This window comes from Nitratidesulfovibrio liaohensis (genome assembly GCF_011682075.1).
In the GTDB taxonomy this organism is placed as follows: Bacteria; Desulfobacterota; Desulfovibrionia; order Desulfovibrionales; family Desulfovibrionaceae; genus Cupidesulfovibrio; species Cupidesulfovibrio liaohensis.
The window spans coordinates 1-14622 of sequence record NZ_VSMK01000464.1 but is presented as its reverse complement, the minus strand read 5'-3'; the positions used below and the strand labels follow the sequence as shown (position 1 = coordinate 14622).

Sequence of the window (14622 nt, the reverse complement as noted above, 5' to 3'; positions counted from 1 at the left end):
CCCCCCCCCCCCCGGCCCCCCTCCCTCCTCCACCAAAACTTTTCAATTGGCGGTGTCCGTGCATCCGCCCACGGGAACCATCCCCGACCGGAACGTACTCAGTACCTCTGATCGCTGTGCCAGGCCCAGGCGGTTTCGATGATCTCGCGGATATCCGTCACCTTCGGCGTCCAGCCCAGTTCCCTGCCCGCCAGCGTGCTGTCGGCCACCAGCCGGGCCGGGTCGCCATCACGGCGCGGCCCCACGGTATAGGGCACCTCGCGCCCGGTCACCCGCGCCGCCGCGTCGATGACCTGCCGCACGGTGAACCCCAGCCCGTTGCCGAGGTTGTAGTGCAGGGCGCCCTGCCCTGCCGTCAGCCCGTCCTTCAGGGCCGCCGTGCCCGCAGGCGCAGCCAGCAGCCTGTCCAGTGCGGCCAGGTGGGCGTCGCACAGGTCGTTGACGTGGATGTAGTCGCGCACGCAGGTGCCGTCCGGGGTGTCGTAGTCACTGCCGAACACGGTGAGCGCAGGCCCCGTGCCCAGCACCGCGCGCAGGATGTTGGGGATGAGGTGCGTTTCCGGCGAATGCGATTCGCCGATGCCACCCGCCCGGTCCGCCCCGGCGGCGTTGAAGTAGCGCAAGGCCACGGAACGCAGCCCGTAGGCAGTGGCGTGGTCGGCCAGCATGCGTTCCACCATCAGCTTGGACGCCCCGTAGGGGTTCACCGGGGCCAGCGGATGTGTCTCGGCGATGCGCTCCGTGACCGGGTTGCCGTACACCGCCGCCGTGGACGAAAACACCAGCCGCAGCACGCCCGCCTCGCGCATGGCGTCCAGCAGGTTCAGCGTGCCGGTGACGTTGTTGGCGTAGTACAGTGCGGGTTCGCGCACCGATTCGCCCACCAGGCTGCGGGCGGAAAAGTGCATCACTGCGTCTATGCTGTACTCGGCAAACACCCGGCGCAGGGCCTGACGGTCCAGCAGGTCGCCTCGCACCAGATCGCAATCCGGTGCGGCGGCATCCACGGCGTCGGCATGGCCGGTGGAAAGATTGTCGAAGATCACGGGCGTGCAGCCGCGCGCCGCCAGCGCCCGCACCATGTGCGAACCGATGTAGCCCGCACCGCCGCAAACCAGCACGTTGCAGATGGGTGTTTCGCCCATGGGTCCTCCCGGATTGGCGTCCGCAAAACGGAGCCGTGGCGATTGCGGGCATCCTTGCCCCATGCCGCCGTTTTTTCTATTCTTGAACAGATGCTGGCGCATCGGCCACGCGTATGTGCTTCCGACGCACCCTCCTTCGGGTGCGTATGCGATGCGCGGCAAGCATGACAGCATGACGGACGGGTGGCGCATCGCCCCCGCAACATGCTGTCAGCCAAGGAGAACCTAACACATGCGGCAACGGATGCAACAACACGGCACCATCTTTCCGCCACACCGCACCGTGCCGGCGACACTGGCCGGGCTGGCGACACTGGCCGGGCTGGCTTTTGCCTGCCTTGCCACCCTGCTTTGCCTTGCGGCCCCCGCCCTTGCGGGGCCGCGCAACGACGACGACCTGAAGCAACTGACGGCCAGCCTGCTGGAAACCAAGATCAAGCCCGACGCCATTCCCGCCCTGTACCGTCCGGAATACACCACCACCATCAGCGCCGCCCTCAGCCTGGAAGACCCGGAGCCAGTCTTCGTGGTGCGTCTGCCCGACGGCCCCCGCATCTTCCCGCAGCGCATCATGGTCTGGCACGAGGTGGTCAACGAGGTGGTGGGCGACGCCACCTACTGCATCAGCTACAGCCCGCTCACCGGGGTGCTCGCCGCGTACAAGGGGCAGGCAGGCCGGTTCATGACCACCTTCGGCGTGGATGGCCGCCTGCTGTACAACAATACCGTGCTGTTCGACAGGGCCACCGGCAGCCTGTGGTCGCAACTGCTGGGCATTGCCATCGACGGTCCCCTGCGCGGCAAGGTGCTGCAACGCATTCCCGCCTGGTGGACCACCTGGGGCGTGGCGCGCGCCGCCATGCCGGATGCGAAGGTGCTGGCCACCCCCACGGCCATCCGCCGCTCGTACGGCAAGGACCCCTACGGCTCCTACCTGCTGCCCGGCACCTACTACGACGACGACCGCATCATGTACGCCGTGCCCAAGCTGGACAGGCGCATGAAGCCCAAGACGCGCATCCTCGGCCTGGACATGCAGGGCCAGCAACTGGCCATCGACGTGGCCGCCGTGCGCAAGGACGGCGTGGCCAACATTGACCAGGGCCCCATGCCCCTGCTGGCCGTGGTGGACCGGCGGCTGGACGTGATCCGGGTATATGACCGCACGGTGTGGAGCAAGCCCGCCACCTTTGCCCTGAAGAAAGGCAGCCCCAACCGCCTGGTGGACACGGAAAGCGGCAGCGAATGGTCCATCGACGGCAAGGCGGAGGCTGGCCCCATGAAAGGCGCAGTGCTGAACGAAGTGGTGCCCGTCAACGCCATGTGGTTCGCCTGGTCCAGCTTTCACCCGGCAACGCTGGTGGTGCCGGTCAACGATGCCTGGCCTGCCCCGCTCCAGTCCAAGCCCGAGCTGAACCTGCCGGGACTGGCGCCGTTCCAGTGATGGCCCGCCGCACATTGTTTTGCGCCGGTGTGGCCGTGCGCGCCGTGGTCTTCGACTTCGACGGCACCCTCGCCGCTCCCACGCTGGACTTCGGCGTCATGCGCCGCGCCGTGGCCGAGGCCATGCGACCACATCTGGTCCCGCAGCCGGCACCGCAGCCGCACCCGCAACCGGATGCATCGCATCGCCCATATCCGCTCCATGGCCCAGATCCGGCCCATGGCCCCGACCCGGCTACCCTGCCGGTGATGGAATGGATCGCCCACGTGACCGCCCTGCTGGAAGCACATGGCCGCCCCGCCGATGCCGCCGCCCTGCATGCCGATGCCCACGCCGCCATCCGCCGGGTGGAGGTGGAGGCCGCCGCGCGAGGCAGCCTGTTTCCGTTCACCCGCCCCATGCTGGCCAAACTGGCCGCACTGGACGTGTCCGTGGCCATCGTGACCCGCAACTGCCCGGAGGCGGTGCGGGCCGTGTTTCCCGACGTGGACACCCTGTGCCCCTGCCTGCTCACCCGCGACGACGTGCCCAGCGTAAAGCCCGACCCGGACCACCTGCTGCGCGCGCTGGGCATGCTGGGCCGCGCCCCCGCAGAGGCCCTGATGGTGGGAGACCACCCCATGGACATCGTGACCGGGCAGCGCGCGGGCACCCTGACCGCCGGGGTGACCAGCGGCGAAAGCCCTGCCCGCGCGCTGCACGAAGCCGGGGCGCACGTGGTGGCCGACGACTGCGCGGCGCTGATGGTGCATCTGGGACTGACCGAAGCGGATTCCGAGGCGCCGGGTTAGCCCCCTGCCGCCGCAACCGCCATCCGCTTCCGATCCGACCGGTTGCATCGGCATGCCCATCGGCCTATTGGAAGATACGACCCCGGCCATCAACGTCCCGCAGGAGACCGTGCCATGCCTTCCACGCCCCATAGCGCACACCCCGCCCGTGCCGCCCTTCCGAAAACCGCCGTCCTCGTGCTGCTGCTTGCCGCCGCCCTGTGCGCCGCCTGCGCCGGACGGATCTGCCCCCCGCGCGAAAGCTGCACCAAACCGGTGTTCGAGCGGGTGCAGAACAAGGCCGTCAACGCCGGACAGCAGGCCGTGGTGCAGGGGCTGCTGGGCGTGCTGACCGGCACGGCCACCGGGCCGAAATTCACCGGCGAGGGCCTGCGGCTGGACATGTACCGCGCCTTTGACGACGCCTTCAAGGAAGAGGGCTATTCCCTTGACGCCACCCTGCGCGAATTCCTCGGCAAGCACGAGGACACCGCCTACTACCGCGATGCCCTGACATCCGGCCTGGTGCCGCTGCTGGCAACGCCCCTGTCCATCCTGCGCGTGGCCGACGCCCGCCAGCGCCTTCTGGCCGAGGGCCGGGTGACCCAGCCCACGCTGGACCTGGTGGCCGCCGTTCCCGCCGCAGCCACAGGCGAGGGCACGTCCAAAGAGTGACGCACGGCTACTGCCGATGTGGCGGCCAATGGCCGTATCTTTCCAACGCGAAACGCCCGGCTTCGACCGGGCGTTTCGCATTATGGACGAACAGAAAAGTGGGGTGCGCGTCAGGTAGGAAGCAGGCCCGGAGCAGAATCGGAACGTGTTCGATGCGGGCAGGGAGCAGGCATGCAGCGGGCATCGCGCCCATCACTGCGCCCGTCTGCGCATCGTCACCCAGCCCGGCTGTTCCGCTCCGCCAGCAGCAGCGCCCCGGCACCGCCGAACAGCCGTTCGCGCCGGATGACGGCCAACCCGGCCCGGTGCGCCAGCCCTTCCACCCCGCCACGGGCCATGAAGCCTCGGAAATTGCGATAGTGTTCCGCCCCGGCCAACCGCTCCGGCAGGTGCACGAACAATGCGGCGGGCAGATCCAGGTTGCGCTCCGCCAGCCGGTAGTCGGCCAGCAGCACGCGCGGGGCCACGCGCAGGGCCTCGGCCAGGGCCGCATTGGCCGCGGGTTCCGGCATTTCGTGCAGGGCCAGCGACAACACCACCGCGTCGAAGGCATTGTCCGCAAAGGGCAGCATGCACGCGTCGGCGCGCAACAGTGGAACGCGGCAGGACAATTGCGGCAAACCCGCAGCGGGCGGGGCTTCGCCTCCACCGTCTGCGCGCTGGCGAAGCGGGGCACCTACCCTGCTGACCGCATCCCGCTCGCAGGGCCGGGCAACACGGGTGGCAGATCGCGCCGCGCCGAGCATGGCCGGGGAAAGGTCCGTGCCCACGCAGGCCACGCCCGCGCCGCGCAGCAACGCGCATTGCCGCCCGGTGCCGCAGCAGGCATCCAGCACCCGCAGCAGCCCCTCGGCACGGCAAACATCGGCCACGGCCCGGCGCACCCCGTCCAAAACGGGATTCAGCAGCAGGTCGTACCATTCCGCGATGCGGGCGTAGGGATCGGCGGCCATGCAGATTCCGACGGGTTCAGTGGCGTGGGGCGACGCCCCTGGCAGAGGGTGGGCCGGGCAAAGGCGCGCCGGACAAAATGCAACAGACAAGGTGCGACGGACAGGGGGCCCGAACACGATACGGCGGACGCAAACGCGCGCCGCCCGCCCCGATCACGGAGTTACGAAGCCACGGCTTCCGGCGTTTCCGGCGCATGGGGGTCCATGTCCCCCTCCAAACCGGGGCGGCAGTCGGCCATGTCGCTCTCTTCGCGCAGCGCCGCCAGTACCCGGCAGCGCAGTTCGGCCATTTCCGGCACCCGGTCCGGCGCAGGCAACCACGCCAGCAACTGTTCCACCCGGCCCGATTCGCGCAGCAGCCTGCGCGAGGCGGCAAACCCCAGGTCGAAGCACCACCCGCACAGCAGGATGCGGAAATCGTTCAGGCAGCGCATGTCCGCATAGCTGGCCAGGCGCCCGGCGCGCACCGCGTCCAGCACGGCCGGGGTCCACGCCCCCTGCACTTCCGGCAGGTGCATCACCACCACGTCGTCGCGGGGGCCGCCGGGTTCCATGTGGGCGGCCAGCACCCGAAAGATGTCCAGTTTGTCGGCATCGCGCACCACGCGGGTCACCTGGCGGACACGCGGCGAAACGCCCGCCGGAATGGCAAAGCGGTTGTGCAGCACCACGGCACAGGCGGCCAGATGGCGCACCGCCGGGGATTCGTCGTGCAGGGGCCGTTCCTCGTTCAGGACGCGCCCGCCCAGCAGACCGTGGTTGGTGGAACGCGCATCGCTGAAGGTCTGCCAGCGCCGATACTGCAAGAACCGTCCGACATCGTGATACAACGCGCCCAGCAAGGCCGCGCGGGCGCTGACCACGTCCATGGTCCCCGCCGCCACGGCCTCGGCCACGATGACCCGGGCATTGCCCAGCACCAGCAGTGAATGTTCGCGCTTGAGTTCGATGTGCGCGTCATGCGCCGCGTCGCCGGTCAGGAAGCTGTCCACGTACTGGCCGAACCACGCCTCGTGCCGGGAAATGTCGCGCTGGGAGTCCATGATCACCGCCGTTCCCCGTCGGAAGGCGCTGCCGCCCCGGCGGGCTGCCCCGGATGGGGGGCGGCAGGGGGAACCGTGCGGGAAGCCATGTGCGAAGTCGTGTAGGCATCTGCGGAGGAATCCGCAGCCTGCGCCCGCACGTCGGCGTCCTGCGCGGAAACTTCCGCCTCGCGCCGGGCCTGGTCGTTCCAGCGGTCCCAGGTCGGGTCGCGGAATATGCCCTTGGGGCCATACAGAAAACGCAAGAACCAGATGATGGACCAGAAAAAGGCAATGATCAGGACATACTGCCCCGCCTTTTCCAGAACCAGCCCCCCCAGACCCGCGTCCGTTGCCACGGTGGCAGCGGTGGCCGCATGGGCCATGGTCACGTCGAACACGCCAACCTCCTGTCCGTCCGCTGGCTGCGGCGGCAACTGTGGTTGTACGCATTCCGCATCTGCCGGGCAAGCCGCGCGGCGCATCCGCATCCGCTCCCCGTCCCGCCCACTCGTCTGGCCCAACCGGGTCGCCCAATCCGATCGGCTCACCGCCGGGGACTCACCGCCCCCATTCCGGCGTTGTGGGTACGCCCCCCTTCTGCTAGGGTGTGCCATCCCCGTCACGGCACCGCCGCCGCCCCGCTGGGCGGCACCCGAAGCGGCAACCATCCGTATTCACACGCGAACAGACAGACGACCAGGCACCGCGCCCGCGCGGCCCTGCCTGCGCCGCCCTGTCGGGAACACGTCCAACGTCCATGTCCGATTTCGTCCATCTGCATTGCCATACCGAATACAGCCTGCTCGACGGGGCCATCCGCCTGAAGGACCTGTGCGCCAAGGCGGTGGACTTCGGCATGCCCGCCGCCGCCATCACCGACCACGGCAACCTCTACGGCGCCGTCTATTTCTACAATACCTGCAAGCAGTTCGGCATAAAGCCCATCATCGGCTGCGAAGTCTACGTGGCCAACGACCACACGGACAAGACCTCGGAACTGGCCCGCGTGCGCCACCACCTGGTGCTGCTGGCGCGCGACAACGAAGGCTACCACAACCTGGTCAAGCTGGTGTCCCACGGCTTTCTGCACGGCTTTCACTACAAGCCGCGCGTGGACATGGACCTGCTGCGCCAATATTCGGGCGGCATCACCGCCCTTTCCGCCTGCCTGGCCGGGCAGGTGCCGCGCGCGCTCATGCGCAGCGGCATGGACGACGCCATCCGCATCGCCCGCGACTACGAGGCCATCTACCCCGGCAACTTCTATCTGGAATTGCAGTCCAACGGCCTGAAGGAACAGGACGAACTGAACGAAAAGCTGCTGGAACTGGCCGACCACACCGGGCTGCCCCTGGTGGCCACCAACGACTGCCACTATCTGGAAGCCAGCGACGTGGAAGCCCACGACGTGCTGCTGTGCATCCAGACCCAGGCCAAGGTGGACGACGAGCGCCGCATGCGCTTCGAGACCAAGGAACTGTACTACAAGTCGCCGGAGGAAATGGAAAAGGCGTTCGCCCACGTGCCGGACGCCGTGGCCAACACCGGGCGCATCGCCGAGCAATGCGCGGTAAAGTTCGAATTCGGCAAGTACGTCTTTCCCGTGTATGCCCTGCCAGAGGGCATGACCCTGGAGGACGAGTTCCGCCGCCTCTCGCGCGAAGGGCTGAAGCGCCGCCTGGAACGCCACCCCAACCGCGACACCATCGACCACGACCTGTACTGGAAGCGCCTTGAGCTGGAACTGGACGTCATCGGCCAGATGGGCTTTCCCGGCTACTTCCTCATCGTGCAGGACTTCATCAACTGGGCCAAGGACAACGGCATTCCCGTGGGTCCGGGGCGCGGTTCCGCCGCCGGTTCGCTGGTGGCGTGGTCGCTGCGCATCACCAACCTCGATCCCATCCCGTACAACCTGCTGTTCGAACGCTTCCTGAACATCGAACGCGTGTCCATGCCCGATATCGACGTGGACTTCTGCGAACGCCGCCGTACCGAGGTCATCAGGTACGTGGGCGAGAAGTACGGCGAAGACATGGTGGCGCAGATCACCACCTTCGGGAAGATGAAGGCGAAAGCGGTGGTGCGCGACGTGGGCCGCGCCCTGGGCATGACCTTTCCCGAAACCGACCGCATCGCCAAGCTGGTGCCCGAAGACCTGAAGATGACGGTCAAGAAGGCCATCGACGCGGAACCGGACCTGGCCGCGCTGTACAAGACCGATCCGCAGATCCGCAAGCTGCTGGATGTTTCCATGCGGCTTGAAGGGTTGTCGCGCCACGCCTCCACCCACGCGGCGGGCGTCGTGGTGTCCGACAAGCCCATGCGCGACTACCTGCCGCTGTACCGGGGAAAGAAGGGTGAAATAGTCACCCAGTTCGACATGAAGATGGTCGAGAAGGTCGGGCTGGTGAAGTTCGACTTCCTGGGCCTGCGCACCATGACCCTGGTACAGGATTCGCTGGACGAGATCGCCCGGCAGGGCAAGACCCCGCCCGACCTCGACACCCTGTCCCTGGACGACGCGGAGACCTACGAACTGTACTCGCGCGGGGACACCGACGGCATCTTCCAGGTGGAAAGTTCGGGCATGCGCCAGTACCTGCGCATGCTGAAACCCTCCTGCTTCGACGACGTCATCGCCATGCTGGCCCTGTACCGGCCCGGCCCGCTGGGTTCGGGCATGGTGGACGAATTCATCAAGCGCAAGCACGGCGAGGTGCCCGTCACCTACCCCCTGCCCTCGCTGGAAGACTGCCTGCGCGATACCTACGGCGTCATCGTGTACCAGGAACAGGTGATGCAGATCGCCCAGATCGCGGCGGGCTACACCCTTGGCGGCGCCGACCTTCTGCGCCGCGCCATGGGCAAGAAAAACGCCGAGGAAATGGGCCAGCAGCGCATCAAGTTCGTGGAGGGCGCGCAGAAGAACGGGGTTCCCAAGGCCACGGCCGACGAAATCTTCGACCTGATGGAAAAGTTCGCGGAGTACGGCTTCAACAAGTCGCACAGCGCGGCCTATGCGCTCATCTCGTACTACACCGCGTACCTGAAGGTGCACTTTCCCACCGAATTCATGGCCGCCCTGCTCACGTCCGAAATGGGCAACCAGGACAAGCTGCTGAAGTACGTGGCCGCGTGCAAGGACATGGGCATCGCCGTGTTGCAGCCCAACGTGCAGGCCAGCCGCCGCGAATTCACCGTGCACGAGGGGGCCATAGTCTTCGGCCTTGGCGGCATCAAGAACGTGGGCGACGAAGCCATCCGCGAAATCGTGGATGCCCGCGAGGAAGGCGGGGTGTTCGCCTCGCTGCTGGACCTGTGCATGCGCGTGAACCTGCGCAAGGTGACCAAGCGCGTGCTGGAAAGCCTGATCAAGGGCGGCGCGTGCGATTGCCTGGGCTGCACCCGCGCGGGCATGCTGGCCGCGCTGGACAACGTGGTCAGCAAGGCCCAGAAGCGCCTGAAGGACAAGGAATCCAACCAGGTTTCGCTGTTCACCATGGTGCCGGAAGAACCCGCCGTGTGCCCCGGCATCGGCTTCGACTGCGAAGAGCAGCAGGCCCAGGAGTGGGACGACGACCAGAAGCTGCGCTTCGAAAAGGAGGCGCTGGGCTTCTTCCTCACCAGCCATCCGCTCCAGCCCTACCGCAAGGAATTGTTCCGCCTGCGCCTTACCCCGCTGGAAGAAACGCGGGACATGGCCCCCGGCATGTCGCTGAAGACCGCAGTGCTGGTCACCGGCATCAAGGAGCACATGACCAAGAAGGGCGCACGCATGGCCTTCCTGCAGGTGGAAGACCTGACCGCCTCCGGCGAGTGCGTGTTCTTTCCCGAGCCGTACGCGGAATTCCGCGAACTGCTGAAGTCGGATCAGCCACTCTTGCTCGAGGCCACCATCAGCAAGCAGCAGAACGACGACGGCGGCAGGAACGGCGGCGGGGGCGGCGACGGGTCCATGCCCATGTCCGAGGAAGACGACGACACCCCGCGCGAAATCAAGCTGCTGGGCGACAAGGTCATTCCGCTGGCCCGCGCCTGCGGCGCCAGCGACCAGCCCGTGACCATCGACATGCCCCTGCCCCGCGTGGAGCCCGCCAGCCTTGCCGCCCTGCGCGCCATTCTGGAACGGCATCGCGGTCCCGTGCCGGTGAACGTGCGGCTGGTGGTGGACGAGTCCGAATGCCTGTTGCAGTTCGGCCCGCAGTGGATGGTGCAGCCCGGCCCGGCGTTCGAGACGGATATCGCACACTGGACCGAAGGCCCCGAATAGGGGCAGTTCCAAATTGCCCCTTCGCTTTCTTTGGCCTTATCGCTCAGGAGACACACCGTGAAGAAATCCATCTGGCGGCTGACCGTGCGCTCGGAGTTCTGCGCCTCGCACGCGCTGCGCCATTACGAAGGCAAATGCGAATCCATGCACGGCCACAACTTTGCCGTGGAAATGGTGGCCGAGGGCGACCGCCTGACCGGCGACACGGAAATCGTGCTGGATTTCAAGGTGCTGAAGCGCGAACTGAACGTGGTGCTCGACACCCTGGACCACAAGAACCTGAACGACGTCACGCCGTTCGACACCATCAACCCCTCGTCCGAGAACCTTTCACGGCACATCTGGCAGCAACTGGCCCCGCGCCTTGCCCCGCACGGGGTGCGCCTGCACGCCGTGACCGTGTCGGAAAAGGCCGCCCAGTCGGCCACCTACATGGAAATCGACGAATAGCCGCACGCGGCGGCGCCGCCCCAGTCTTTTCCGCCCGGCGGCCCCCGCAGCAGCGCGGCCCCGCCGGGCGAATCCTTTTGTCTGCCGTGCCGGGCCCGGCAGCGGATCATAGCCCAGCCGCACGGGCAGCCCGGACCGCCGCGAGCAACGAACCTTCCCCTACACCGGATATGCCCCAAAGACGGATATGAACATGTTCGACGCCTTCAACTTTCGCACCGCCTTCGAGATCGCCCTGCCGCTGTTCCTGATCATGGACCCGGTGGGCAACGCCGCCGCCTGCCTCGGCATGCTGCGCGAACACGGAGAGGCCCGGCAACGCGCCATCCTGCGGCGCGAACTGCTGTTCGCCCTCGGCATCATCCTGGGTTTTCACGCGCTGGGCGATGCGCTGCTGGGCATGCTGGAAATCGAACAGTCCACCCTGCGCCTGTCCGGCGGGCTGATCCTGTTCATCATTTCCATGAAGATGGTCTTCCCGCCGCAGGAGGGCGACACCGAAGCCGTGGCCCACGATCCGTTCATCGTGCCCATTGCCGTGCCGCTCATCGCCGGGCCTTCGCTGCTGGCGGCGGTAATGGTCTTTGCCCGGCAGGCCCAGGGCGGCATGATGGCCCAGATCAACGTGCTGGCGGGCATCCTGATGGCCTGGACGGCCACCGCCGCCATCATGGCCTTTACCCCGGACATTGCCCGCCTGCTGGGCCCCCGCACCATGCGGGCCATGGAGCGGCTGATGGGCCTCGTACTCATCATGATGGCCGTGCAGATGCTGGAAAACGGCATACGCCTGTTCGTAACGTCAATGTAACACCACTACGGCAAATCGCGGCAACCTGCCGCTTGAGTGGCGCATTCCGCGTATCGGATGCGCCACTTTTGTTTACCCCCATGCCCCCAGTAGTGCCCCCAGTAGTGCCCCCATTCCTTGACAGCGCCCGTGCCATGGCGCTACATTTTACATACGATAGAAACATTGCATTCTCTGGGGGGGCCATGAGCGTTAAAAGCGTCACACCGGTATTCATCGTTTCCGTCATGTTGTCCGTTATCGCGGTATTCGGCGGCATCATATACTATGTAACGGGTTCCTCGTACCGCATGGCATTGGAGCTGGAACAGCACGCCATGGAACAGGCAGGCACCAGCGCGCGCGATGCGCTTGCGCTGTACGTGCAGAACTTTACCGGCACCATCAACCAGCTTGCCAAGCAGCGCCTGGTGCTGGAAGCCCTGACCGGCGATGCCGCCACCGCCCAGAACCGCCTGAAGGACGTGGTGCGCGGCGATGCCAACATCTGGTCGGTCATCGTGTTCGACGACAAGGGCATCATCCGCGCGGGCATCAACGCGGACATGGAAGACCTGACCGGCGGCAAACGCGGTGACCGCGACTACTTCAGGGCGGTGATGGCCGGGCAGGACACCTTCATCGGCAAGTCCATCATCACCGCCAAGACCGGCGGCGGCAACATGTTCATCTTCGTGGCGGTAAAGGCCATCCGTGATGCCGGTGGCCGCGTCATCGGCGGGGTGGGCATCTTCCCGCGCTGGGAAAACTTTACAGCCACCTTCGTCAGCGGGCTGCACTTCGGCCAGCGCGGCTACGGCTTCATGCTGGACGGCAGCGGCAACATCATCGCCCACCCCGACAGACAGATGATGCTCAAGGACGTGACCGAGCACGAATTCGTGCGCACTGCCCTGTCCATGAAGAACGGCAGCGCCTTCTACGACTGGAAGGGCGAGCGCAAGTACCTGACCGTCACCACGGAACCCGTCACCGGGTGGCTGGTGTGCATGAGCGCCTACACCGACGAACTGGCCGGTACGGCCGTTGCCCAGCGCAACACCTTGCTGGGCATCGGCGCGGCGGCGCTGCTGGTGCTTGCCGGCGTGGTGTCGCTGCTGGTGCGCCGCCTGGTCGCCCGCCCTGTGGCGGATATCGAGGCATTCACCCGCGCCGTGGCCGGGGGCAACCTGCACGCCGACCTGCACCAGAACTTCAAATATGAATTCCGCAGCCTGGGCGACAACGTGCGGACCATGGTGGGCGAACTCAAGCACAAGCTGGGTTTTGCCCAGGGGCTGCTGGACGGCATTACCCTGCCCTGCGTGGTGGCCGGGCCAGACCAGCGGGTGCTGTTCGTCAACCGTGCCACCCTCGACTACATGCAGATCGACGGCGACCCGAAAGCCTTCATGGGGGTGCCGGTGGGACGCATCTTCCACGGTGACGACAACCATCCCACGGTCATCGGCACCTGCATGCACGAACGCAACGCCCAACGCGGCGTGCAGACGGAACTGGTGGGCCGCAAGGGCGCGCGGCTGCACGCCAGCGTGGACGCCGCCCCCATGTATGACCTGGACGGCACGCTCATTGCCGGGTTTGCCCTGATTTCTGACCAGACGGACATCAAGACCCAGCACGCCCGCATAGAGCAGCAGAACGAACGCATCGCCCATGCCGCGGTAAAGGCCGATGAAGTGGCCAACATGCTGGCCTCGGCGTCCGAGCAACTGGCCGCGCAGATCGAACAGTCGTCACGCGGCAGCGACGAGCAGCGTGGCCGCACGGCGGAAGCTGCCGCCGCCGTGGAGGAAATGAACGCCGCCTCCATCAGCGTTGCGCGCAACGCCGCCGAAACCGCCGACCTGGCCGATTCCGCCCGCTCGCAAGCCCAGGAGGGCGCGCGGCTTGTGGAATCGGTTGTGAACACCATCAACGCCATCAACGGCCAAGCCGAAACCCTGAAGGCCGACATGACCGAACTGGGCCGTCAGGCCGACGGCATTGGCCAGATCATGACGGTCATCGCCGACATCGCCGACCAGACCAACCTGCTGGCGCTGAACGCCGCCATCGAGGCGGCCCGGGCTGGCGACGCCGGGCGCGGCTTTGCCGTGGTGGCTGACGAGGTGCGCAAGCTGGCCGAAAAGACCATGACCGCCACCAGCCAGGTGGGCGACTACATCCGCTCGGTGCAGCAGAGCGCGCGGGCCAACATCCAGAGCACGGAAAACACCACCGCCGCCATCGTGGACTGCACGCGCACCGCCAACCTTTCCGGCGACTCGCTGCGCAGCATCGTGGGGCTGGTGGAACGCACCTCGGACAACGTGCGCGCCATCGCGGCGGCCAGCGAACAGCAGTCCGCCGCCAGCGAACAGGTGGGGCGCGGCACGGAAGACATCAACCGCATCGCCTCGGAAACGGCGGAAGCCATGGGCCAATCGTCGCAGGCCGTGACCGAACTGGCCCGGCTGGCCGTGGAACTGAAGTCGATCATCGCGGAGATGCGTGAGTAGGGAGCAGCCAGCCCGTGCAGCCCGGTGCACGCCGGGTTGCTGACCGGACTCATTGCGCAAACCAACGGCGGCGGGAGTGACCTCCCGCCGCCGCGTTCATTGCATGATGTCCCAGGCTGAGTCGGCAACCCGCCCTACCCCAGTCCCAGCATGGCCCGCAGGGTCTCCTCGATGCCGTCCACGCACAGGCCCAGTTTGGCCCGCAGTTCCTTCTGGCTGCCGTGCTCCACGAAGTGGTCGGGCACGCCCAGCCTGCGGATGGCCTGCCCGTGCAGCGCGCCGTGGTCGGCCAGACATTCCAGCACGGCAGAGGTGAAGCCGCCCGCCAGGGCGTTTTCCTCTATCAGCAGCAGGGCATCGTGGGTGGCGGCCAGTTCCAGCAGTTGCGCTTGCGGCAACGGCTTCACCCACACCGCGTCAAACACGGTGACCTGGCGGCCCGATTCCTCGGCCACCCGTTCCGCCGCCTCCAGCGCCGGGGCCACCCGGCTGCCGCAGGCGATGACGGCCAGCCCGTCGCCCTGTTTCAGCACCTCGCCCCGGGCAAGGGGCAGCACCTCGCCGCGCGGGGGCAG

Annotated in this window: 12 protein-coding genes; 7 read left to right on the top strand and 5 right to left on the bottom strand. The window is 66.9% G+C overall.

The features are described from left to right. Positions 1-98: 98 nt before the first annotated feature. Positions 99-1145, bottom strand: coding sequence for a UDP-glucose 4-epimerase GalE (gene galE, locus FVW27_RS14320; protein WP_167126332.1), 1047 nt, complete (start codon positions 1143-1145; stop codon positions 99-101). A gap of 232 nt (positions 1146-1377) precedes the next feature. On the opposite strand from galE, the gene FVW27_RS14315 reads away from it, so the two are divergent. The 3 genes from FVW27_RS14315 to FVW27_RS14305 all read left to right on the top strand — a co-directional run bounded on the left by FVW27_RS14315 (position 1378) and on the right by FVW27_RS14305 (position 4034). After that, complete coding sequence (locus FVW27_RS14315; RefSeq protein WP_167126329.1) at positions 1378-2589, top strand: DUF3179 domain-containing protein; 1212 nt, start codon at positions 1378-1380, stop codon at positions 2587-2589. A 35-nt stretch (positions 2590-2624) separates the two neighbouring features. Beyond that, on the top strand, positions 2625-3380 hold the full coding sequence (locus tag FVW27_RS14310; RefSeq protein ID WP_341806145.1) for an HAD family hydrolase: 756 nt from the start codon (positions 2625-2627) through the stop codon (positions 3378-3380). Between the two features lie 114 nt (positions 3381-3494). After that, complete coding sequence (locus tag FVW27_RS14305; RefSeq protein ID WP_167126323.1) at positions 3495-4034, top strand: hypothetical protein; 540 nt, start codon at positions 3495-3497, stop codon at positions 4032-4034. A gap of 215 nt (positions 4035-4249) precedes the next feature. Here FVW27_RS14305 and FVW27_RS14300 read toward each other — a convergent pair whose 3' ends face one another. The 3 genes from FVW27_RS14300 to FVW27_RS14290 all read right to left on the bottom strand — a co-directional run bounded on the left by FVW27_RS14300 (position 4250) and on the right by FVW27_RS14290 (position 6410). Beyond that, on the bottom strand, positions 4250-4987 hold the full coding sequence (locus FVW27_RS14300; protein ID WP_167126320.1) for a class I SAM-dependent methyltransferase: 738 nt from the start codon (positions 4985-4987) through the stop codon (positions 4250-4252). A 161-nt stretch (positions 4988-5148) separates the two neighbouring features. Next, complete coding sequence (locus FVW27_RS14295) at positions 5149-6030, bottom strand: HD domain-containing protein (RefSeq protein WP_167126317.1); 882 nt, start codon at positions 6028-6030, stop codon at positions 5149-5151. Positions 6031-6032: 2 nt separating this feature from the next. Continuing rightward, positions 6033-6410 carry a hypothetical protein gene (locus tag FVW27_RS14290; protein WP_167126314.1) on the bottom strand — a complete coding sequence of 126 codons (378 nt, stop codon included), beginning with the start codon at positions 6408-6410 and terminating at the stop codon, positions 6033-6035. Positions 6411-6769: 359 nt separating this feature from the next. On the opposite strand from FVW27_RS14290, the gene dnaE reads away from it, so the two are divergent. The 4 genes from dnaE (at position 6770) to FVW27_RS14270 (ending at position 14047) form a co-directional block, all read left to right on the top strand. After that, complete coding sequence (dnaE, locus tag FVW27_RS14285) at positions 6770-10285, top strand: DNA polymerase III subunit alpha (protein WP_167126311.1); 3516 nt, start codon at positions 6770-6772, stop codon at positions 10283-10285. A gap of 57 nt (positions 10286-10342) precedes the next feature. Further along, positions 10343-10735 (top strand): 6-carboxytetrahydropterin synthase, encoded by a 393-nt coding sequence (locus FVW27_RS14280; RefSeq protein ID WP_167126309.1) that lies wholly within the window; start codon positions 10343-10345, stop codon positions 10733-10735. Positions 10736-10928: 193 nt separating this feature from the next. Continuing rightward, positions 10929-11546, top strand: coding sequence for a MarC family protein (locus FVW27_RS14275; protein ID WP_167126306.1), 618 nt, complete (start codon positions 10929-10931; stop codon positions 11544-11546). A gap of 185 nt (positions 11547-11731) precedes the next feature. Continuing rightward, a complete protein-coding gene (locus FVW27_RS14270; protein WP_167126303.1) occupies positions 11732-14047 on the top strand; it encodes a methyl-accepting chemotaxis protein in 2316 nt (771 codons plus the stop codon). A 134-nt stretch (positions 14048-14181) separates the two neighbouring features. Here FVW27_RS14270 and FVW27_RS14265 read toward each other — a convergent pair. Then, a partial coding sequence (locus FVW27_RS14265; RefSeq protein ID WP_279586637.1) for a transketolase C-terminal domain-containing protein occupies positions 14182-14622 on the bottom strand: 441 nt, incomplete at its 5' end.